The sequence below is a fragment of the Pseudomonas sp. NBRC 111124 genome (genome assembly GCF_001320245.1).
GTDB lineage: Bacteria > Pseudomonadota > Gammaproteobacteria > Pseudomonadales > Pseudomonadaceae > Aquipseudomonas.
The window spans coordinates 61,005-83,306 of sequence record NZ_BCBA01000059.1 but is presented as its reverse complement, the minus strand read 5'-3'; the positions used below and the strand labels follow the sequence as shown (position 1 = coordinate 83,306).

The following is a 22,302-nucleotide window of genomic DNA, read 5'->3' as shown; positions in this document are numbered from 1 at the left end:
AGGTACGGCACAGCGCTTGAAAACTGTGATTTCCCTGTGGGAGCGGCTTTAGCCGCGAAGAGGCCGGTACAGGTCAGAACAGGACTTTGGCGACGTCAGCGAAGCGCTTGGCAAAATGCACGGTCAGGCCTTCACGCAGGTAGTCCGGCAGCTCTTCGTAATCACCGCGATTGGGCTCGGGCAGGATCAGCTCGAAGATCTTCTGCCGCCGCGCAGCGATCACCTTCTCGCGCACACCGCCGATTGGCAGCACCTGGCCGGTCAGGGTCAGTTCGCCGGTCATGGCAACGCCCTTTTTCGGCGCCTGGTCACGGGCCAGGGACAGCAGGGCGCTGGCCATGGTCACCCCGGCACTGGGGCCATCCTTGGGCGTGGCACCCTCGGGCACGTGCAAGTGGATAAAGGCTTCGTTGAAATAGCCAGGTGTGCCACCGAACTGCTTCAGGTTCGAGCTGATGTAGCTGTAGGCGATCTCCGCTGATTCTTTCATCACATCACCCAACTGCCCGGTCAGCTTCAACCCACGGTTGAGGCTGTGGATGTGCGTGGCCTCGATCGGCAGGGTCGCGCCGCCCATGCTGGTCCAGGCAAGGCCGGTGATTACCCCTTTGCCCGCCAGCACCTGTTCGCTGCGGAACACCGGCATGCCCAGGGCGGGCTCCAGGTCCTTGTTGCCGATCTTGATCTTGGCACCAGGGTCTTCCAGCAACCTGACCACGGCCTTGCGCACCAGCTTGCCCAGCTGTTTTTCCAGCTGGCGCACACCCGCTTCACGGGCATAACCCTCGATCACCATGCGCAGGGCGCTGTCGCTGATGCTCAGGCTGGTCTTGGCCACGCCAGCCTTTTCCAGCTGCTTGGGCCAGAGGTGGCGCTTGGCGATGGCCAGCTTCTCTTCGGTGATGTAGCCGGACAGGCGGATCACTTCCATGCGGTCGAGCAAGGGGCCCGGGATCGAGTCGAGGGTGTTGGCGGTGCACACGAACAGCACCTTGGACAGGTCCAGGCGCAGGTCCAGGTAGTGGTCGAGGAAGTCGACGTTCTGCTCAGGGTCCAGGGTTTCCAGCAGCGCTGAGGCCGGGTCGCCCTGGTAGCTCTGGCCCATCTTGTCGATTTCGTCGAGCATGATTACCGGGTTCATCACCTCGACGTCCTTCAGCGCCTGCACCAGCTTGCCTGGCTGGGCGCCGATGTAGGTGCGGCGGTGGCCCTTGATCTCGGCCTCGTCGCGCATGCCGCCGACGCTGAAGCGATAGAACGGCCGGCCGAGAGACTCGGCGATGGACTTGCCAATGCTGGTCTTGCCCACACCGGGCGGGCCCACCAGCAGCACGATCGAGCCGCTGATCTCACCCTTCCAGGCGCCAACGGCAAGGAATTCGAGGATGCGGTCCTTGATGTCGTCCAGGCCCGCGTGGTGCTGATCGAGCACTTTGCGCGCATGCTTGAGGTCGAGCTTGTCCTTGCCGTACAAACCCCAAGGCAAAGCGGTGGCCCATTCCAGGTAATTGCGAGTGACGGCGTATTCGGGCGAGCCGGTTTCGAGGATGGCCAGTTTGCCCATCTCTTCGTCGATGCGCTTTTTCGCCTGCTCGGGCAGGGTCTTGCCGGTAAGGCGCTGCTCGAACTGCTCCAGGTCGGCGCTGCGGTCGTCCTTGGTCAGGCCCAGCTCCTGCTGGATGACCTTGAGCTGCTCCTTGAGGAAGAACTCGCGCTGGTGTTCGCCGATCTGCCGATTCACCTCGGCGGAGATCTCGTTCTGCAGGCGCGCTACTTCGACCTCTTTGCGCAGCATCGGCAGGACCTTCTCCATGCGCTTGAGCATGGGCACGCAGTCGAGCACTTCCTGCAGCTGGTTGCCGGTGGCGGAGGTGAGTGCGGCGGCAAAGTCGGTGAGGGGCGATGGGGCGTTGGGGCTGAAGCGATTGAGGTAGTTCTTCAGCTCTTCGCTGTACAGCGGGTTGAGCGGCAGCAGCTCTTTGATGGCGTTGATCAGCGCCATGCCGTAGGCCTTGACCTCGTCGGTCGGCTCGGCCGGCTGGCGCGGGTACTCGACCTCGACCAGGTACGGCGGGCGATGGTGCTTGAGCCACGTGCGGATGCGCACCCGGGTCAGGCCCTGGGCGACGAACTGCAGCTTGCCGTTTTCGCGGCTGGCGTGGTGCACCTTGACCAGGGTGCCGTACTCCGGCAGGGCCGAGGTGTCGAAATGACGGTGGTCTTCCGGCGGGGTGTCCATGAAGAACAGTGCCAGCGAGTGGTGTTCGGTCTTGGCCACCAGGTCGAGGGTTTCGGCCCAGGGTTCTTCATTGACGATCACCGGCAACACTTGCGCGGGGAAGAACGGGCGGTTGTGGATCGGGATCACATAGACCTTGTCCGGCAGCTGCTGGCCGGGCAGGGCGAGGGCGTGGCCGGTGTCGGCCTTGGTGTCGGGGTGTTCGACTGCGCTGTGTTCGTCGGGTTGTTCCGGGAAATCCTGCTGGTCGCTCATGGGGCACCTGCGTGAATGACTATGGTGCTTAGATGGGGCGGGGGGGGATGGGTTTCAAGCTTCACGCTTCAAGCTTCATGCGGCAAGAAAAAAGCGGGACCGTGCAGGCCCCGCTTTCTCTTGTAGCTAGCAGCTTGCCGCTTGAAGCTTAGTCAGCCAATTTGTAAGCGATGATGTAATCGCCCATTTTCGTGCCCAGCGAGCCATGCCCGCCGGCAACGATCAGCACATACTGCTTGCCGTCCTTGCCGGTGTAGGTCATCGGCGTAGCCTGGCCACCTGCTGGCAGGCGGGCCTTCCACAGTTCCTTGCCGTTATTCACATCATAGGCGCGCAGGTACTGGTCGAGGGTGCCGCTGAGGAAGCCGACGCCACCGGCGGTGACGATCGAGCCGCCCATGCTCGGTACGCCCACCGGCATGCCGATCGGCACCGGGGTGCTGTCACGGGTGGTGCCGTTCTTGCGCTTCCACACCACCTTGTTGGTGAACAGGTCGATGGCCGCCACATAGCCCCAGGCCGGTGCCTGGCACGGGATGCCGATCGGCGACATGAACGGGTGCATGGTTACCGCGTACGGCGCGCCGGTGTTCGGCTGCACACCGCTGGTCTCACTTTCGCGCTTGCTGCCGGCGGCAACCTGTTCGCGCGGTACCATCTTCGAGACGAAGGCCATGTAGTTGGGCGAGGTGAACAGCAGCTGGCGCACCGGGTCGACCGACACGCTGCCCCAGTTGAACACGCCAACGTTACCCGGGTAGATCAGGCTGCCCTGTTCGGACGGCGGGGTGTACTGGCCTTCATAACGCAGCTCGCGGAACTGGATGCGGCACAGCATCTGGTCGAACGGCGTGGCGCCCCACATGGCCTGTTCGGTCAGCTCAGGGCCGAGCAGGTTGAGGTCGGAGCGGGCCTGGGTCGGTGCGGTGTGGTCACCCTTGACCGCGCCCTGCGGGACCGGGATCTCACGGATCGGCACGATCGGCGTGCCGTCGCGGCGGTCGAGCACGTACAGGCTGCCCTGTTTGGTCGGGATGATGATCGCAGGCTTCACATCGTCCTTGGTCTTCAGGTGCACCAGGGTCGGCTGGCTGCCGACGTCCATGTCCCACAGGTCGTGGTGGGTGAACTGGTAGTTCCAGCGGGCTTTGCCGGTGGCCAGGTCCAGGGCGACCACACCGGCGCTGTACTTCTCGGCGCCCGGCGTGCGGTTGGCGCCCCACTGGTCAGGGGTCTGGTTACCCAGCGGCAGGTAGACCATCCCCAAGTCTTCGTCGACGCTGGCCAGCGACCACATGTTGGCCGAGTTGCGGCTGTACATCTTGCCCGGAGCCAAAGGCTTGGTGTCGTCCGGGTTGTTGCTGTCCCAGTTCCACACCAGGCGGCCGTCGTGCACGTCGTAGGCGCGGATTACGCCGGAAGGTTCGTTGGTCGACTCGTTGTCGGTGACATGGCCGCCGATGATCACCAGGCTACGGGTGATCGCCACCGGCGAGGTGGAGTAGTAACCACCCGCGGTGAACGGGCCGATGCCGGTGGTCAGGTCGATCGCGCCCTGGTTGGCGAAGCCTTCGCAGACCTTGCCGTTGTCGGCGTTGATGGCGATCAGGCGGGCGTCGGCAGTCGGCAGGTAAAGGCGGCGCGGGCAGGCCTGGGCCACGGCCTGGCCGGCGTCGGACACCTTCGGTGCCGGGCTGCCGTCACGGCTGACGTAGCTGTTCTCGTCGTAGTACGAGACGCCGCGGCAGGTCATGTGGGCAAAGCCCTTGAAGGTGCCGACCGGGGTCTTGATCTGCGGGTCGTAGCGCCAGATTTCGGCGCCGGTGTCCGGGTCCAGCGCCAGCACCTTGCTGTGGGCGGTGCACGCATAGAGCATGCCGTTGGCCTTCAACGGGGTGTTTTCGTTGGTCAGCTCGACCGGGTCGTTGTCGGTTGGCAGGTCGCCGGTGCGGATGCGCCAGGCTTCTTCCAGGCGGTAGGCGTTCTGTGGTGTGATCTGGCGCAGCGGCGAATAGCGGTCGCCGTGCTCGGTGCGGCCATAGGCCTGCCAATCGCCATCGGGCATTGCCGGTGCAGCGCTGCCCATTTCGCTGTTGTCGCGACCGAGCTCGCCGAACACTTCACCCGGGTGGGTGAACTGGCTGCCCAGGGCGCAGGCGCCAGACGCCAGCACGGCGATGCTCAGCAGTGCGGTGTTGGCCTTGGCTGCAGGGCCGATGAGTGGGCGACGGGCCCACGGCAGCAGCAGGACCACGCCAATGGCGAACCAGATGGCCAGGCGTGGCACCAGTTGCCACCAGTCCAGGCCCACTTCGAGTATGGCCCACACAGTGCTGCCCAGCAGCACCAGGCCATACAGGCCCAGGGCGATACGGCGCTTGGCCAGCAGCAGGGCGCCCGACAGGGCAAAGCCGATGCCAGCAATCAGGTAGTACAGTGATCCGCCCAGTTGGCTCAGCTTGATGCCGCCGGCCAGCAGGGCCAGGCCCATCAGCAATAGCAGCACGCCCATCAGGCGTGGTAGCCAGCGGGTTCCTTGGTTGGCACCGTCAGTGCTCATCGTAGGTTCTCCGTTATGTAAAGGTGATCAGAAAGTGCTTTGAATCTTCAGGCCGCCGATTAGCGCGCTGTCGACCTGCGACACCCCGCCCGGATGGCGGATGTACTGCAGGTTCGGGCGCACCGTGAGCCAGTCGGCCAGGTGAATGCCGTAATAGAGTTCGGCGCTGTACTCGGTGTCTTGCACCGGCAGGTAGCCCGGGTTGTCGTAGTCGTCCAGGCCGGCCACCTGATTGGCCAGGCGGGCGTTCTTGCGGTAGGCCGGGTTGGCGTGCACGCGGGCGACGGCAAAGCCGATGTCGTCCTTGGCGCGGGCGTCGAAGGGGCCTTTGTAAACCAGTCCTGCCTGAACATAGTTGTCGATCACATTGGTCTTCTTGTCGTGCATCGTGGCGTTGGCGAACAGGCTCAGGCCGCGCGACTGGTCGGTGGCCTGCGAGGTCACCTGCTGTTGGGCCCCGAGCCACATACCGTGCTTGCTCGAACTGCTGCGGTAGGCGGCGCCGCTGAGGGCGGCCGGCTGGCCGTTGCTGTCCTTGAGAACATCCTGTGCCTTGGCATTACTGTAGTAGTAGCCGGCGCGATATTCCCCCTTCAAGCCTTGGAAACGTGGGCTCCATACCAGTTCAATCGGCATGACTGCACCCTGGGTGCCGCTGCCGCTGAGCTTGAAACCATTGCCCGATTCGAGGTTGGATGGATTCTGCTCATACACGCCTACCTGGGCGTACAACTCAGGGGTGAGGTTGTAGCGCACGCGCATGGCCCACTGGCTGACTGGCCAGTTGTACCAGATGCCGCCGACCCAGTTGCCCACCTGCGAGCCGCAGAAGGCCAGGTTCTGGAAGTCGCATGGGAAACTGTTGAAATCTTCGCCTTCGCCGAAGCGGCCGATTTTCACGTCCAGGGCGCCGTCGAAGTATTTCTGCTTGATCCACATTTGCGTCAGCCGCCAGGTTTCGCCACGTCCCCAGACTTCCTGGGCAGAGGTGAAGCCGCCAACCCTCGGGTCGTTGATGCGGTCGTTGCTGATGTTGTCGCCGTGGCGTTCGGTGAGGGTCAGCTGGAATTCGGTGTCGCTCCAGCCGAGGATCTTCTCCAAGTCCAGGTGGCTACCGAAGGTGAACTGGTCGCTGTAGCGCGCCGTGCGGTTGTGGTCGTAGCCGCCGTGCAGGTTGCTGCCCATCTCGCCGGTGTAGCCGAGGGTGAAGTCGTAGCCTTTTTCCAGCAGCTCGGTGCGAGTGCCGCCCCAGTCTCCGAACATCCAAGGTGAGTCCTTGGCAAAGGGTTCGCTGGCGCTGGCCGCGCTCGGCAGGCTGGCGGTGAGCGCAATGAAGGCAAAGCCGGTGTAGCGGGTCTTGGGCAGTTGGAACATGAGATAGCGCTATCTTTTGATTATTGAGCGAACGGCAAGTGCACCGAGGCGCAGGTCTTCGATGGAAATGACAAATGGGAATGCTGGATGAAGCGATTCAGCTTGCGGCGGGAGGATATAGGGGAAGTTGTAAGAAAAAAAGACAAATTGTCGCAGTTGATTGTTGCTGATCTGGTAACAGTCAAAGGGGCTGCAGAGCAGCCCCACACAGTTTAGAAGCTGGTTCGCAGTCCAACTTCCACGCTGCGCCCTGGCGCTGGCGCGATATCCCGCAAAATGGAACTGGCATAGCGCACGGTCTGGTCGGTCAGGTTCTCGCCGCGCACGAAGGCTAGCCACTGGCTCTGGCCGATGTCGAAGCGGTAGCCGACGCTTGCGCCGAGCGTGGTGTAGCTATCGGTACCAGTCTCGTTCTCAGGCTTGCGATGCTGGGATGCGGCATGTTGTACATCGATCCGTGCCTGCCAGCGGTCCAGTTCCCAGACCAGGCCACTGTTCAGGCGCAGCGGGGCAATGCGCGGCAATGGCTCGCCGCTGTCGAGGTTCTTGGCTCGGGTGTAGTCGCCGGACAGCTCCAGCGCGAAGCTGCCATAGCGGTTCTCGAGCAGCTTCCAGCGGTCCTGCGCTTCGATGCCGTAGAAGCGCGCACGCACGCCCTCGTAACGGTATTCGGGGAACCCGCCATCGTCATGATCGTGGTCCTGATCATCCTCGCCATGGTCGTGATCATGACCTTCACGCAGGTTACCCGTGCCGATCAGCCCGATGTAGTTGCGAAAGTGGCTGTAGAACACCCCGACGCTGCCTTTGTGGGTGCCATTGTCGAAGCGCAGGGCCAGGTCGGCGGAAATGGCCTTTTCCTTGTTCAGGCTGGCATCACCGACTTCGTAGGCGCCGGTGGCCACGTGGGCGCCGTTGGCGTAAAGCTCATAGAAGGTCGGGGCGCGCTCGGTGTAGCCAAGGTTGGCCGCCAGCGACCAGATCGGATCGAGCTGGTACACCGCGCCCGTGGACAGGCTGAAGGCGTTGAAGCTGCTAGCGCTGTCGGCGTCGACGAAGTTTCCGTTGCCCTTGGCATCGGGGTCGACACGGGTGTGTTCCATGCGTGCACCGAGGCTCAGGTTCAGGCGCTCGGTGGCCTGCCACTGCTCGAGCATGAACAGCGCCAGGCTGTCGGTGTCGGTGTGCGGCACGAAGGCTTCCTCGCCCAGCGCCGAGAACTCGTTGCGGCTGACCTGGGCACCCACCACGCCTTCGAGCGGACCGAGCGGCTGATGACGGGCTTCGATGCGAGCTTCGTAGCCCTTGTTCTTGAAGGTGGTGTGTACCTCGCCCTCTTCGATCTCGCTGTGCTCATAGTCGGTGTAGCCGGCATCGACCTTGACCGAGCTGAACGGGCCGTCCAGATCACGCAATTGCGAGGCGAAGGCGTAGTGATCCTGCTTCATGTCCAGGCGCACGCCGGATTCGGCCACCGAGCCGTAGTTGCTGTCGTAGCGGCTGTAGGACAGACCGGCATAGCCATGTTCCCAGTTGTAGGAACCGCCGATCGCGCCACCGTCCTGGCGGCCGTCGCTGTTTTCCAGGCGGTGGCGGCTGCCTGGCGCGTCGGCGTCGCGGACCTTGCCGCTCTGCGCGTAGCCGGGAATGCGCAGGTCGTTGAACTGGCGGCTGTTGGCGTCCAGGTGCAGGGCAAAGGTGCCGTCACCGGCTTCCAGCTTGCCGGCACTGCTGCGGGTGGTGTCGGCGCCGCCGTAGCGCAGTTCGCCGGCACCATGAATGCCCTCGATCGGCGAGTCGGGGATGCGGTTGTCGAAGGTGTTGATCACGCCACCGATGGCATTGCCGCCGTACAGCAGGGCGGCCGGGCCGCGGACGATTTCCACGCGCTCGACCGTAACGGGGTCAAGCGGCACCGCGTGATCGTAGGACAGCGACGAAGCATCCAGGGCACCCACGCCATTGCGCAGGATGCGGATACGGTCACCGTCCAGGCCGCGAATTACCGGGCGGCTGGCACCCGGGCCGAACCAGGTGGAGGCCACACCGGGTTGCTTGTTCAGGGTTTCACCGAGGCTGCCGTGCTGCTGTTGCAGCAGGTCGTCACCGTCAAGCACGGTGCTGGGTGCAGCCAGTTGACGGTTGCCCAGCGGGTTGGCGGTGATGACCTGGGGTTCCAGTTCCACGGCTTGACTGGGTGATGAAGCCAGCCACAGGAAGACGGCGAGGGGGGAGAGGCGAAGCGGGATGTGCAGCATGGGGATGAGGCGTTCCTTGGCAGATGCTGTTGTGATGTTACAATATAACATCACTATTTCAGCACAGAGGATTCAGGCCTGGCCAGCGCTTTTTCCACAGGCAACACAGATCCCACCTGCCACTACACTCGTGTAAGGTGCGCATCTTTCCTACGGAGCACTGGCATGAGCACGGCCCAACACAACGCGCTGCACGGCAAGACCCTCGAACAGATCCTCACCGAACTGGTGGCGCACTACCAATGGCAGGGCCTGGCCGAACGTGTTGATGTGCGTTGCTTCAAGAGCAACCCGACGATCAAGTCGAGCCTGACCTTCCTGCGCAAGACGCCCTGGGCGCGGGAGAAGGTCGAGCAGCTGTACGTGAAGCTGCAGCGCCAGGCCTGACATGCCTCGTCGCCCCTGGCTGACCTCGATGGCGCTGCTTGGCTGGTTCGGCCTGACGGTGCAGGTCTATCTGGTGCTGCTGGCGCGCTGGCAGGAGCAGGCCAGCCTGATTGGCGGGCTGATCAATGTGTTCGGTTATTTCACCGTGCTGACCAATACCCTGGTGGCGACCGTGCTCAGCTACGCGGCCTTTGGCCGGGCGTCAGCGGCCAGGCGCTTCTTTCTGTCGCCCTCGGTGAGTTCAGCGGTAGCGGCCAGCATCGTGCTGGTGGCGCTGGCTTACAGCCTGCTGCTGCGGCACCTGTGGCAGCCCGAGGGCTGGCAGTGGCTGGCCGATGAACTGCTGCACGATGTGATGCCGCTGTTGTTCACCTTGTACTGGTGGTTCGAGGTGCCCAAGGGCAGCCTGCGGCTCCGGCACCTGGCGGTGTGGGCGTTGTATCCGGCGGTGTATTTCGGCTATGCGCTGTGGCGGGGGAGTGAGATTGGGGCGTATGCCTACCCGTTCATCGACGTCGCGAGCCTGGGGTACGGGCAGGTGATGCTCAATGCCCTCGGAGTGCTAGCGGGGTTCTGGGGGATCGGGCTGGTGTTGCTGGGGCTGGATCGGTGGCGCGGAAGGTACAGATTGGCTTGACCTGCACCGGCCTCTTCGCGGGTAAACCCGCTCCCACAGGTATGCGCAAACCTTGAAGGCTGCGGTGTTCCTGTGGGAGCGGGCGTGCCCGCGAAGAGGCCGGTACGGAGAGCGCAGATCACTCGTCGTCCGCGGTCCCGTCGGCACGCCAGTAAGCTGCGGCCTTGAGGGCATCTTCTGCCACGCCTTTTTCCAGCAGCAGCGTCTTGGCCTGCCGGGTCAGCGATTTCTCCAGTGCCACCCAGCTGTACAGCTTGCCTTCGGGCAGTGTCAGCCCCTTCAGCAACGCCAGCAGGTCCTCATCGCGCTTGACCCAGACGACTTCGACCTGCGCCGCACTCGGCAGTGGCTGGCGCTCCTGCTCATCTTCGATCTGGATCATCGCCAGAACGCGACGGCCCGCCGGCAGCTCCTCCAGACGCCGGCCGATCGCCGGGATCGCCGTCTCGTCACCCACCAGCAGGTAGCTGTCGAACATGTCCGGCACCACCATCGACGCCCGTGGCCCGGCGATGTTCAGGGTCTGTCCAGGCGCTGCCTGGGCCGCCCAGGTCGAAGCAGGGCCGTCGCCGTGTAGCACGAAGTCGATGTCCAGCTCGTTATTTACCAGGTCGATACGTCGAGGTGTGTATTCGCGCATGGTCGGCCGGGCACCGCCGTCACGGCCCAGGTTGCGCGCGTCGATGGCCTGCTGCTGCTCGGCAGTTTCAGCGAACAGCAGCTTGATGTGGTCATCAGTGCCCAGGCTGGTGAAGCCCTGTAGCTCGTCACCACTCAAGGTGATGCGGCGCATGCGCGGGGTCAGGTCGGTGACCCGCAGCACCTGCAGGCGACGCTGACGGATTCCGTGGTTCACGCGATGAATGGTGTCACGCATGGGGATTCTCCCTGGCTGGATCGGCCGGCCCGCAGGCTATGGCCTTGGCGGTGTCGTTGAGCAGGTTGCGCACCCGTTCGATTTCTTCTGGCGTCCAGCGGCCACTGTGCATGTGCAGGGCATGGCGCAGGTTGCCGACCGCTTCGTGGATTTCCGGCGGGCGGTCATGGCCACGCAGGGCGCGCTTGCTGACTTCGATGCGCATGCGCACGCCGTCCAGGGCGATGGCCTGATCGGCCAGTGCGTTACGGCCAGCAGCGGTGATGGCATACAAGCGTTTGCTGCCCTGTACCTGGCCGCTGATCAGCTCGGCTTCTTCGAGGAAATTGAGGGTGGGGTAGATCACGCCCGGGCTGGGTGAATAGCTGCCGTCAAACAGGTTTTCTATCTGGCGGATCAGGTCGTAGCCGTGGCCGGGTTGGTCGGCCAGCATCGACAGCATCAGCAGCTTGAGGTCACCCGGGGCGAAAACCCGTGGACCACGCTCGCCACGGGTGGGGCGGCGTTCGAAAGGATCATGTGCGCAGTGGTCACGCATTTAGAGGCTCCTTGTGTTCCGATATATCGCAAGATATTACTCAAGATATATCTAAGCACAAGCCTCTAAATGCCGATGATTATCATCTACGTTTTAGATGAATCGTTGCCATGCATGGCAACCTGGGGTGGTTTGCACTCGTTGGGGTTCCCAGGCTGCAAGTAGGGCATCAGGATCGGCGCCATGCCTTTGAGTACCTGTACCGGCAGCGCCGAGGTGAATTTGAACGCTTCTGCCGAGCGCCCAGGGACGAAGGCGGTCAGCGTGCCGAAGTGGTTGTCGCCGAGGAAAAATACGAACGTAGCGGTGCGGTTGAGCGAGCGCGAGCCGATCAGCCGGCCACCCGCGCCGAAGCTTTCGATACGGTTGTCGCCCGTACCGGTCTTGCCGCCCATCACCAGCGGAGTGCCGTCATTAAGCTTGAAGCTGCCGGAGATGCGCCTCGCGGTACCGGCATCGACCACCTGCGACATGGCGCCTTTCAGCGCCCGCGCCACTTCCACCGGCAGAATACGCACACCCCGGTCCGGGTCGCTGACCAGCTTGGTCTCGTAGGGTGTATTGGCAGCGAAGTGCAGGGTGTCGATGCGCAGCGTGGGCAGGCGCACGCCGTCGTTCTGAATGATGCCGACCAGTTCCGACAGCGCGGCCGGGCGGTCGCCGGAGCTGCCGATGGCGGTGGCCAGTGAGGGCACCAGGTGATCGAACGGATAACCCACGCGCTTCCAGCGTTGATGGATATCGAGGAACGCCTCGATCTCGACCATGGTGCGGATGCGGCTGTCACGGGCACCCTGATGTCGGCTCTTGAACAGCCAGCTATAGACTTCCTGGCGCTCGAAATGGCTGGCATTGACCATCTCGGTGAGCGTGGAACTCGGCTGCTTCAGCAGGTAGCCGAGCAGCCACAGGTCTAGCGGGTGCACCTTGGCGATGTAGCCTTGGTCGGGCAGGTCGTACTTGCCGGGGCCGTAGGCTTCGTACATTTCCGCCAGCTTGCCGTCGGTGAGTTTGCCCAAGGCGATCTTGTCGTCCTTGCTGTGGGCGCGGACAAAAGCATTGAAGGTTTCCTGGCCAGCTTCCGGGAACAGGTAGCGGTGCACGGCGGCCAGGCGCTGCGGGGTGGCGCGCATGCTGTCGAGGAAGGTGTCCAGGCGCTGTTGGGAGGTCTTGCGCTGGTATTTCTTCCAGAAACGCATCAGGTAACTGGTGCCTTCCTTGTCGGCGAAGCGCGCCAGGTATTCCTGGCGGCGCGGGTCGGAATCGTCCTTGAGCAGCGGTACGCGGTTGAACGGTTGCTGGTAGGTGACGTAACGGACCAGATCGCGCATCAGACGGATGAACGGCAGGTTGATCGACTCGCGCAGGGCATCCTTGAGGGTCGGGTTGCGGTTGTTGTCTTCCTTGCGGAAGTTGTTGAACACATGCATACCGCCACCGGTGAAGAAGGCTTCGCCAGTGTTGGCCGAGTACTTGCGCTCCAACGCCGCATCAAGCATGGCGTCAAGGCTCTGGTTCTTGCTGTTTTGCGCCAACCATTCCAACGACCATTGGGTGATGCGGTCCAGTTCGGCGACGTCGACTTTTTTCAACTCGGCGGCAGGCTTGCCGGCGTACTTGTCGTGCAGTTCGGCGATTATTTCCAGGTAAGTCGTGAGCACCCGCAGCTTGGCGGTCGAGCCCAGCTCCAGCTTGCTGCCTTCGTTGATGTCGAAGGGCTGGTTGGTACTGTCGGTCTGCACCCGTACCCGCGAGCCATCGGCAGTGCGCTCGAACAAGGTGAAACTGTAGCTCACCTGATCGGTGGTCTTGGCGGTGAGCAGGCGTTCGCCAATCAGGCCCATCTGTGCCGCGAACTCCGGGTCGGCAAGGTTTTTCAGGTATTGGCTGACCTGCAACTGCAGGTCGGCCTGCAGGGTGCTGGTGGCTGACACGTCAAGGCGGTCGAGGTCGTACAGCGGGCGGTTGAGCATGGCCGCCAGGCGGTTGCGGGCCAGGCTGATGCCTTTGTTGGTAATGATCGGCACGATGGTCGGCTGGGCGACCCAGTCACGGTACACCGCTTTGCTGGCCAGCGCCGCATCGGCCAGTGGTTGATCGATGATGTGGTTGGCTGCCAGCACGCGGATGTGCGAGTCGGTAAGCTCGGCCAGTTCGACGCGGCCTTTGGACAGGTAATGCGAAGGGCGGCGCTGGGCGATCATCAGCGACAGCACCTGGCGCAGGGCCAGGCCACGTGCGGCCATGCTTTCAGAGTCCGTGGTGGTGGCGGTCAGCGCCTGGTTGACCTGATCGAAATCGGCGCCGTACCAGACCCGCAGCCCTTCGGCCATGCCATGCACCTCGCCGTGCCCTGGCACTGCCGACAGCGGCACGCTGTTGAGGTAGTCACGCACGATCCGGTGGCGTGCTTCGCTGGTATCGGGGCCGCCCTGGTAGGCGCGCACGCTGGCCGAAATCATCTGGCGGATCTTCTCGGCACCATTGACGGTCAGGCCATCCGGCGAATGGCGGTACTTCTCCAGTTGGGTGGCGAGGGTACTACCACCGGCCGACTGGCCGGGCAGGGCCAGGTATTTGGCCACCTGGCTGTAGGCGGCTTTGGCAAAGCGCGGCCAGTCGACGGCCGGGTTGTTTTTCACGTCCTTGGTATCGAGCAGGTCGCGGTTTTCGATGAACAGCAGACTGTTGACTATCACCGGTGGGATGGCGTCGAAATCGGGGTACAAGTGCTGCGGGTAGTTGTACTGGTACAGCACGTCGCCGCGGCAGTCGGTAATCGACAGGCCGGCCTGGATCTTCTCGATGTAGGGGGCAAACAGGCCGTGATCGACATAGCGCATCAGGGCCGGGGAGAACTGTACCTGTTCGCTGATCAGGTAGTCGCGCTTCAGCAGGCGCGGCAGAAACTCGCCCAGTCCGCTGTAGCCCAGGCGCTTGTCAAATGGCCCGTCACCCGGATAGATGATGGCATCGCTTGGCCCTGCCTTCAGCGAATAGGTGAGGGTGGTGGCCAGCTTGCTGAATTCGCGCGACTGCAGGTTGGAGGTGCGAAACTCGTCGTAGGCAGCGAAACCGATGGCGATCAGAGCAACCAGCAGGATCAGGAAAATCAGCCGCCACCAAAGCCTGCGCTGACGTGGGGGCTGCGGTTGTGGCGTCTTGGCCGGAGATGCTTCAGATGCTTCCGTTCTGGTTGGTTCCGATTGCCACAGTGCGCCCATAGTCTTCTGTCCGGCCAGGTATTTTCGTCTTGCTTGTCTGAAGCTTAGACGTTGACGGGAGCAGGTGAAAAAATTGTAGGAAGCGGAGAAAACTGGCGTAGGGCTATGCGGCTTTGGTGTGGGTTCATTCCTGCAGCGATGTTGTTAGGGTGGCAATGGAATGGGGCATGGCGCAGCAGCCTGCGGAAAATCTCGCTGAATTTCCCTGTTTATACAGCGAAAACCCCTGTTACGGACTTCCTATACTGCTCGACCCTTCGCCCTGCCGGCCGCTCTAGCCCGGCACACGGGTCGGCCCACAAGGCCAGCCCGGCAAGCCAACGCCACGCCTATCGGCATGGCCGGTGCTGCACGAAGGTCAAATCCAATAACAAAATGAGGTTGTATTGCTATGCCAGTCGGCAACCATCCTGCCCCTGCCGAGCCCATCGAGGGCGGCCCGCTCAAGCGTGAGCTGGGTGAACGGCACATCCGTCTGATGGCGCTGGGCGCCTGTATCGGCGTCGGTCTCTTCCTGGGTTCTGCCAAAGCCATCGAGATGGCCGGCCCCGCGATCATGCTTTCCTACATCATTGGTGGCCTGGCGATCCTGGTGATCATGCGTGCCCTCGGCGAGATGGCCGTGCACAACCCGGTCGCCGGCTCGTTCAGCCGCTATGCGCAGGACTACCTTGGCCCGCTGGCGGGCTTCCTCACCGGCTGGAACTACTGGTTCCTGTGGCTGGTGACCTGCGTGGCGGAAATCACCGCCGTGGCCATCTACATGGGCATCTGGTTCCCCGATGTGCCGCGCTGGATCTGGGCCTTGATGGCATTGGGCAGCATGGGTGCGGTCAACCTGATTGCAGTGAAGGCGTTCGGTGAGTTCGAATTCTGGTTCGCCCTGATCAAGATCGTCACCATCATCGCCATGGTCCTGGGTGGCATCGGCGTGATTGCGTTCGGCTTCGGCAATGAGGGTGTCGCCCTGGGCATCTCCAACCTGTGGAGCAACGGCGGCTTCATGCCCAATGGCGTGACAGGCGTGTTGATGTCGCTGCAGATGGTGATGTTCGCCTATCTGGGCGTTGAAATGATCGGCCTCACCGCCGGCGAAGCACGCAACCCGCAGAAAACCATCCCCCAGGCCATTGGTTCGGTGTTCTGGCGCATCCTGCTGTTCTACGTCGGCGCACTGTTCGTGATCCTGTCGATCTACCCGTGGGACGGCATCGGTAGCCAGGGCAGCCCGTTCGTCATGACCTTCGAGCGCTTAGGGATCAAGACTGCCGCCGGTATCATCAACTTTGTGGTGATCACCGCTGCGCTGTCGTCGTGCAACGGCGGCATCTTCAGCACCGGGCGCATGCTCTACAGCCTGGCGCAGAACGGCCAGGCCCCGGCTGCCTTTGCTCGCACCTCGAAAAGCGGTGTGCCCCGCAACGCGCTGCTGCTGTCGATCGGCGCCTTGCTGCTGGGCGTGCTGGCCAACTACCTGGTACCTGAAAAGGTGTTCGTCTGGGTGACCTCGATTGCCACCTTCGGGGCGATCTGGACCTGGGTGATGATCCTGCTGGCGCAGATCAAGTTCCGCGCCGGCCTGACGACCGCCGAGCAAAAAGCGCTGAAATACCGCATGTGGCTGTGGCCGCTGAGCTCTTATCTGGCCCTGGCCTTCCTGGTGCTGGTGGTGGGCCTGATGGCTTACTTCGAGGACACCCGCGTGGCGCTGTACATCGGCCCGGCGTTCCTGGTGCTGCTGACGGTGCTGTATCACGCGTTCAGCCTAGCGCCCAAAGGCGCGCAGGGTGTGGCGGGTACCGCTTCTTGATCCGAAACCCGGGGCCGCTCGCGGCCCCGGGGCTATCAGGCCGCCGCTTCGCTGTGGGGCTCGAAACTGTCGGCCCGGGCCATCTGCCACATCCGCGAATAGAACTGCCCGTTGACCTCGCCGGTGAGCAACTCGCCCGGCTTGAGGAACACATGCATCTGTGAGAACAGCTTGATCTCGGTGGCCGATACGCGCCGTACCAGGTGCTTGGCCTCCAGCTGCGCCGGGTGCTCAAGGCCCGCTGCTGCGAGCATTTCGGCCAGTGCGCGCAAGGTATTGTGATGGAAGTTCAACACCCGCTGGGCCTTGTCTGGCACCACCAGTGCGCGCTGACGCAGCGGGTCTTGGGTGGCAACGCCGGTCGGGCACTTGTTGGTGTGGCAGCTTTGCGACTGGATGCAGCCGATGGCGAACATGAAGCCGCGCGCCGAGTTGGCCCAGTCGGCGCCGATGGCCAGCACGCTGGCGATGTCGAAGGCGCTGACGATCTTGCCGCTGGCACCGAGCTTGATCTTGTCGCGCAGGTTCAAGCCGACCAGGGTGTTGTGCACAAATAGCAGCCCTTCGCGCAGCGGCACGCCGATGTGGTCGGTGAACTCCACCGGCGCGGCGCCGGTACCGCCTTCCTTGCCATCGACCACGATGAAGTCGGGCAGGATGCCGGTTTCCAGCATAGCCTTGGCGATGCCCATGAATTCCCATGGGTGGCCGAGGCAGAACTTGAAACCCACCGGCTTGCCACCGGACAGCTCACGCAGTTGGGCGATGAAGTGCATCATCTCGATCGGGGTGGAGAAGGCGCTGTGACGCGATGGCGAGATGCAGTCCTCGCCCATCAGCACGCCACGGGTTTCGGCGATCTCCTGGGTCACCTTGTGCTTGGGCAGGATGCCGCCGTGGCCCGGTTTGGCACCCTGGCTCATCTTGATCTCGATCATCCGCACCTGCGGGGTGCGGGCCTGGGCGGCGAAGCGTTCCGGGTCGAAGCGGCCGTCGGCGGTGCGGCAGCCAAAGTAACCGCTGCCCAGCTCCCACACCAGGTCGCCACCGTTCTCGCGATGATAAGGGCTGATGCTGCCTTCGCCGGTGTCATGGTGGAAGTTGCCCAGCTTGGCGCCTTTGTTCAATGCGCGGATGGCGTTGGCGCTGAGTGAGCCGAAGCTCATGGCAGAAATGTTGAAGATCGAAGCTGAATACGGCTGGCTACACTGCGGGCCGCCCACGATGACCCGGAAGCTGGCCGGGTCGGTCAGTGGCGCCGGGCGCATGGAATGGCCGATGAACTCAAAGCCCGACTCGTAGACGTCGATCAGGGTGCCGAAGGGTTTGTCCGAGGCCTCATTCTTGGCCCGGGCGTACACCAGCGAGCGCTGGGCGCGGGAGAAGGGCAGGGCGTCGCTGTCGGCTTCCAGCAGGTACTGGCGAATTTCCGGGCGGATGGCCTCTACCAGGTAGCGGATGTTGCCGAGAATCGGGTAGTTGCGGCGCACCGCGTGGCGTTGCTGCATGAGGTCGAATACCCCGATCAGGCTGAGCACCGCAGTGACCAGGGTGAACGGCCACAGCCATTCGTGGTGCAGGAACGGCAGGCTCGCCAGGGTGAACAGTACACAGGCGGTGAAGAAGGCATAACGGCTGAGAAGTGACAGGCTCATACGGGGTCCTTGCGATGGCGCGGTCAGGCTCAGGGCCTGGGGCAAACCCCGACCATAGCCAAGTTGCATGGCGCTGCAAATTAAAATCGGGGTAGCGAAAATCATTCTCGTCCGGCGGCGCTCGATCTCAAAGGCGCTGAAATCCCGTCGGCGTACGCAGCAATATCTGCTTCCAGCTCGCGTGCTCCTGTACCGATCCCTCCACCAGATAGCTGTACCGCCCCGCCACCCGCACTGCCACGGGTACGCCATCGCGATACAGCAGCCGGTTGCCACCGACAGCAGGCACTTTCGTCCCAGGCAGCAACGACCCGATCAGGTTCAGCGGGTCGCTCGCACTCACCACCACCAACGCTGCATTCAATGCTCGCCGCCGCACCTGCCTCAGCAACCCGACCGCCTCCGGCAAGGCGAATTGCTCACCCGCCAACCCGGCAATGAAGCGCCCACCACGAATTTCCCCACGGGCTTCCAACCGGTGGTAGCAACGTAGCAGTTCACGCCACGGCGGCAGCACATCGCTCTCTCGCTCCAGCAACCGCCAGCAGACCACTCCATAGCGCCGCAGCAAGGCGCGGGCGATGTGCTCCAGGCGTTGGTGCTCGTCGACAGTGCCGCCGCCCCGACGCAACAAGGCCCAGCGCCCGGCGTGGGCCATGCTGCTGGACAGTGGCGGATGGCCGCGCCGGCTGTTTCGCGATGTTCGCTTCGCCGCCGGAGTAATCAGGCTGCGCAGGCCGGTGAAACTGTCGGCACCCACCAGGCCGGCACCAACCAACTCCTGCAGCGCCGTTTCCAGCTCGCTGGGCAGCAGGTGGGCTTCCACGGTCAGTTCGTCGAAAAACAACGCACCCTGCGCCTGCAGCGCTTGCAGCACCCGTTGTGCCCGCCCGCCAAGTGCTTCTGGCGCTGGCTCAGGGGCGAGGCTACGCCATAACCCCATATGCTCACGCGGCAGCAACACCAACGGCGTGCTCGACAAGGTATTGCTCGCCAGCGTCGCCGCCAGCCTGCTCCAGGCAAACTGCCCGCTGCGGCAGGCATCGTCCAGCCAGTGCGGGCTGTAGTCCTTGATTCGTGCGGGCAGCAGTTCAGCTTCCCAGGCGCCGGCCGCACTCGGAAAGCCCTGCAACTGGCCCAGCACTTCGGCTACCGCATCCGGGCCACGCAGGCGCTCATCAGGGGCCAGGTGCTGCCAGTCGAACAGAAAGCGCATGAGGTCCTGCAGGCTGACCGGCTCGATCTCTTGGCGCAGGCGTTTCACGGTGTAGCGATGGATGCGTGCCAGCAGGTGGCGCTCGCACCATTGCAGGTCCAGCGCTCCAGGGGTGAAGTGGCCACGCAGTACGTAGCCTTCGGCTTCCAGGCGGGCCAGCGCCTGCTCGACTTCAACCGCAGGCTTGCCCAGTGGTGCGGCAATCTGTGCCACGCTCAGCGGGCCGTGGCCGCTCAAGCGGCTACGCAGCAGTTCGGTCAGTGCGCTGTCCGGGTCGATGGCCTGGTCGAAGCCGGGCAGTACGTCCAGCGCAGGCGCCCGGCGCGCAGCCGGATACAGTGTTTGCAGCAGGCTCAGGCGCTCGCGCGCCAGCCAGAGTTGTTCATCGGCCAGGCGCACGGCACGCCCGGCCTTGGCCAGCTGGCGCAGCAGCAGGTCCCAGCTGGGGTTGGCCTGGACCTCGTCATGGCTGATGGCACCCAGGCTCATCAGCGCCTCGTGCATTTCGTCGGCATTGCCCGGCTGCGGCCAGGCTTCGGCCTGCACCGCGGCTATCGCATCGGTATCCAGTGCGCCCAGGTCATCACCGCTGTGCACCTCGTTCCAGCGCCGGTTGAGCACCGCCTGTGTGCGCCGCTCTTCCAGTGGCGCGTCGTCGAGGAAGGTGTATGGCCTGGCATTGAGAATGGCCGAGGCCAGGGGTGAGGGCGCTGGCAGGTCGCGGCACAACAGGCGCACCTGGCCGTTCTCCATGCGCCGCAGCAGGGCCAGCCAGCCTTTGCTGTCCAGGGCGTCGTGCAGGCAGTCGTCGAGGGTCTGCTCGACCAGCGGGTGATCGGGGATCTGCCGCTCGCCGACGATGTTTTCCAGGCAGGCGATCTGGTCAGGGAACACGGCGGCAATCAGGTCCTCGCTCTTCATGCGCTGGATCTGCGGCGCCACCTTGCGCCCGCCGACGAAGCGCGGCAGGGCCATGGCCACGCCGGCGTTCCAGCGCCAGCGCACGCCGAACAACGGGGCGTCGAGCAGGGCCTGGATGAGGATTTGCTCGGCGCTGCGGCTGTTGAGGTAGCGCCACACTTCATCGAGTTCGAAGCTGTGGCTGGTCGACAGCGACAGCACGATGGCATCTTCGCTGGCCGCAGCCTGCAGCTCGAAGTTGAACGTGCGGCAGAAGCGCTTGCGCAGGGCCAGGCCCCAGGCGCGGTTGATACGGCTGCCATAAGGTGAATGGATGATCAGCTGGGTGCCGCCGGACTCGTCGAAAAAGCGCTCCATTACCAAGGTCTGCTGCGAGGGCAGGGCGCCGAGTACCTCGCGGGTGCGGCCCAGATAGTCGAGCAGCTGACTGGCGCTGGCCTCGCTCAAATCGAACGATGCCTGCAGCCACAGCAGCACCGGGGCGAGGTCCCCTTCGCTGTGTGCCAACTGATCGTCGATGCGTGCCTGCAAGCGGGCGACTGCGGCGGACAGCTCATTGCTGCGCCCCGGCGCTTCGCCCAGCCAGAACGGAATGGTGGGTGGCAGGCCCTGGGCGTCCTCGACCCGCACCCGGCCGGGCTCGACCCGCAGGATGCGGTACGACGCATTGCCCAGCTGGAAGATATCGCCGGCGATGCTCTCCACGGCGAAGTCTTCATTGACGCTGCCGATGTTCAGCGCCTGCGGTTCGAGCAGCACGGCGTAGTCGGCCGTCTCGGGGATGGTGCCGCCGCTGGTGAGCGCGGTCAGTTGGCTGCCGCGGCGACCGCGCAGGGTGCCGCTGACCGCGTCACGATGCAGGTAGGCACTGCGGATGCCCAAGCGACCGTTGTAGCCCTCGGCGAGCATGCTCAGCAGCGCCTGGTAGTGGGCCGGGTCAAGTTCGGCATAGGGCGTCGCCTGGCGCAGGATGTCGAACAGTGCCTGCTCCTGCCAGGTTTGATTGCTGGCTTCGGCGACGATCTGCTGGGCCAGCACATCCAGCGGTGCGTCGGGAATGTGCAGCTCATCCAGTTCGCCAAGGCGAATGCAATCGAGCAACGCGACGCATTCGATCAGGTCGTCGCGCGAGGTGGCGAACAGCCGTCCCTTGGGGATGCCATCGACCTGGTGCCCGGAGCGGCCGACACGCTGCAGGAAAGCGGCAATCGAGCCAGGCGACTCGATCTGGCACACAAGGTCGACATCACCGATGTCGATACCCAGCTCCAGCGAGGCGGTGGCCACCAGCATTTGCAGTTGGCCGTTTTTCAAGCGCTGTTCGGCGTCCAGGCGCAGCTCCTTGGCCAGGCTGCCATGGTGCGCGGCCACTGCCTCCTTGCCGAGGCGGTCGCTGAGATGACGGGTAATGCGTTCGGCCAGACGCCGGGTGTTGACGAATACCAGTGTGGTGCGATGCGCTCGCGCCAAGTCGGCCAGACGGTCGTACACCAGACCCCAGACGTCCGTGGCCATGACCGCGCCGAGCGGCACCGGGGGCACTTCGATGGCGAGGTCGCGCTGGCGCGCATGACCGACATCGATAATTGCACAAGGGCGTTGCCGGCCGACCAGAAACTGCGCCACGCGCTCAACCGGGCGCTGGGTGGCAGACAGGCCGATGCGTCGTAGTGGGCGCCCACACAGGGCCTGCAGGCGTTCCAGGGTCAGCGCCAGGTGGGCGCCACGCTTGTTGCCGGCCAGGGCGTGGATCTCGTCGACGATCACTGTGTGCACGCTGGCCAGGCCTTCACGGCCGGAAGCCGAGCCCATCAGCACGTACAGCGATTCGGGCGTGGTGACCAGAATATGCGGCGCCAGCTTGCGCATCGCCGCACGCTCCTTCTGCGGGGTATCGCCAGTGCGGACGGCAGTGGTGATGCGCGGTGCTTTCAGACCCTGGCCTTCAAGGGCCTGGCTGATGCCCTCGAGCGGGGCCTGCAGGTTCAGGCGGATGTCGTTGGACAGCGCCTTGAGTGGGGACACGTAGACCACCTGGGTCTGCGCAGGCAGCTCGCCGTCATGCTCAAGGCCCTCGCGGACCAGTTCGTCGAGCACGGCCAGGAACGCGCTCAAGGTCTTGCCCGAGCCGGTCGGCGCGGCGAGCAGCAGCGATTGCCCGGCATGGATCAGCGGCCAGGCACGGGCCTGGGCATCGGTGACCGTGGCGAAATGGCGACGGAACCAGGTGCCGACGGCCGGGTGGAACAGTTCAAGCACGGGGTGCTGGTGGGCTGGCAGGTTCATGACTTGGTTATGGCGGGTGAACGACGGGTTGGCAAGGGGCCGTTCGTCGTTGATCTTCTGTAGAC

The 22,302-nt window shown here is 63.8% G+C and carries 12 protein-coding genes; 3 read left to right on the top strand and 9 right to left on the bottom strand.

All coding sequences use genetic code 11. The features are described from left to right. Positions 1-73 precede the first annotated feature (73 nt). The 4 genes from lon to APH28_RS22550 form a co-directional block, all read right to left on the bottom strand. Positions 74-2,494: an endopeptidase La gene (gene lon, locus APH28_RS22565; RefSeq protein ID WP_060512735.1), complete on the bottom strand. Its 2,421-nt coding sequence runs from the start codon at positions 2,492-2,494 to the stop codon at positions 74-76. 148 nt (positions 2,495-2,642) lie between these two features. Continuing rightward, on the bottom strand, positions 2,643-5,054 hold the full coding sequence (locus APH28_RS22560) for a glucose/quinate/shikimate family membrane-bound PQQ-dependent dehydrogenase (RefSeq protein WP_060512734.1): 2,412 nt from the start codon (positions 5,052-5,054) through the stop codon (positions 2,643-2,645). A gap of 27 nt (positions 5,055-5,081) precedes the next feature. After that, positions 5,082-6,428: a carbohydrate porin gene (locus APH28_RS22555; RefSeq protein ID WP_060512733.1), complete on the bottom strand. Its 1,347-nt coding sequence runs from the start codon at positions 6,426-6,428 to the stop codon at positions 5,082-5,084. A 212-nt stretch (positions 6,429-6,640) separates the two neighbouring features. Beyond that, the gene (locus tag APH28_RS22550; RefSeq protein ID WP_060512732.1) at positions 6,641-8,686 is read right to left on the bottom strand and encodes a TonB-dependent receptor; all 2,046 of its coding nucleotides are present in this window, start codon (positions 8,684-8,686) and stop codon (positions 6,641-6,643) included. 165 nt (positions 8,687-8,851) lie between these two features. On the opposite strand from APH28_RS22550, the gene APH28_RS22545 reads away from it, so the two are divergent. Further along, complete coding sequence (locus APH28_RS22545; protein ID WP_008093990.1) at positions 8,852-9,073, top strand: VF530 family DNA-binding protein; 222 nt, start codon at positions 8,852-8,854, stop codon at positions 9,071-9,073. 1 nt (position 9,074) lies between these two features. Then, positions 9,075-9,710, top strand: a complete 636-nt coding sequence (locus tag APH28_RS22540; protein WP_060512731.1) for a Pr6Pr family membrane protein — start codon at positions 9,075-9,077, stop codon at positions 9,708-9,710. A gap of 118 nt (positions 9,711-9,828) precedes the next feature. Here APH28_RS22540 and APH28_RS22535 read toward each other — a convergent pair whose 3' ends face one another. From APH28_RS22535 to APH28_RS22525, 3 genes are all read right to left on the bottom strand, one after another. Next, on the bottom strand, positions 9,829-10,587 hold the full coding sequence (locus tag APH28_RS22535) for a siderophore-interacting protein (protein WP_060512730.1): 759 nt from the start codon (positions 10,585-10,587) through the stop codon (positions 9,829-9,831). Continuing rightward, on the bottom strand, positions 10,580-11,125 hold the full coding sequence (locus APH28_RS22530) for a PadR family transcriptional regulator (RefSeq protein WP_060512729.1): 546 nt from the start codon (positions 11,123-11,125) through the stop codon (positions 10,580-10,582). Before APH28_RS22530 ends, APH28_RS22535 begins: the two co-directional genes overlap by 8 nt. Before the next feature lie 86 nt (positions 11,126-11,211). After that, on the bottom strand, positions 11,212-14,349 hold the full coding sequence (locus APH28_RS22525) for a transglycosylase domain-containing protein (RefSeq protein WP_060512728.1): 3,138 nt from the start codon (positions 14,347-14,349) through the stop codon (positions 11,212-11,214). 391 nt (positions 14,350-14,740) lie between these two features. Between APH28_RS22525 and APH28_RS22520 the strand changes: the two genes are divergently transcribed. Continuing rightward, entirely contained in the window at positions 14,741-16,159 is a 1,419-nt protein-coding gene (locus APH28_RS22520) for an amino acid permease (RefSeq protein WP_060512727.1), read from the top strand. A 35-nt stretch (positions 16,160-16,194) separates the two neighbouring features. On the opposite strand, the gene APH28_RS22515 is transcribed toward APH28_RS22520, so the two are convergent. Beyond that, positions 16,195-17,814 (bottom strand): FMN-binding glutamate synthase family protein, encoded by a 1,620-nt coding sequence (locus APH28_RS22515; protein ID WP_060512726.1) that lies wholly within the window; start codon positions 17,812-17,814, stop codon positions 16,195-16,197. Positions 17,815-17,941: 127 nt separating this feature from the next. Further along, the gene (locus APH28_RS22510; RefSeq protein ID WP_060512725.1) at positions 17,942-22,237 is read right to left on the bottom strand and encodes a DEAD/DEAH box helicase; all 4,296 of its coding nucleotides are present in this window, start codon (positions 22,235-22,237) and stop codon (positions 17,942-17,944) included. Between the last annotated feature and the right edge of the window lie 65 nt (positions 22,238-22,302).

Coding starts and splice junctions, on each gene's coding strand:
- APH28_RS22525 (WP_060512728.1), bottom strand. CDS start 14,349: ATGGGCGCACTGTGGCAATCGGAACCAACCAGAACGGAAGCATCTGAA.
- APH28_RS22550 (WP_060512732.1), bottom strand. CDS start 8,686: ATGCTGCACATCCCGCTTCGCCTCTCCCCCCTCGCCGTCTTCCTGTGG.
- APH28_RS22535 (WP_060512730.1), bottom strand. CDS start 10,587: ATGCGTGACACCATTCATCGCGTGAACCACGGAATCCGTCAGCGTCGC.
- APH28_RS22510 (WP_060512725.1), bottom strand. CDS start 22,237: ATGAACCTGCCAGCCCACCAGCACCCCGTGCTTGAACTGTTCCACCCG.
- APH28_RS22545 (WP_008093990.1), top strand. CDS start 8,852: ATGAGCACGGCCCAACACAACGCGCTGCACGGCAAGACCCTCGAACAG.
- APH28_RS22560 (WP_060512734.1), bottom strand. CDS start 5,054: ATGAGCACTGACGGTGCCAACCAAGGAACCCGCTGGCTACCACGCCTG.
- APH28_RS22555 (WP_060512733.1), bottom strand. CDS start 6,428: ATGTTCCAACTGCCCAAGACCCGCTACACCGGCTTTGCCTTCATTGCG.
- APH28_RS22520 (WP_060512727.1), top strand. CDS start 14,741: ATGCCAGTCGGCAACCATCCTGCCCCTGCCGAGCCCATCGAGGGCGGC.
- APH28_RS22540 (WP_060512731.1), top strand. CDS start 9,075: ATGCCTCGTCGCCCCTGGCTGACCTCGATGGCGCTGCTTGGCTGGTTC.
- APH28_RS22515 (WP_060512726.1), bottom strand. CDS start 17,814: ATGAGCCTGTCACTTCTCAGCCGTTATGCCTTCTTCACCGCCTGTGTA.
- APH28_RS22530 (WP_060512729.1), bottom strand. CDS start 11,125: ATGCGTGACCACTGCGCACATGATCCTTTCGAACGCCGCCCCACCCGT.
- lon (WP_060512735.1), bottom strand. CDS start 2,494: ATGAGCGACCAGCAGGATTTCCCGGAACAACCCGACGAACACAGCGCA.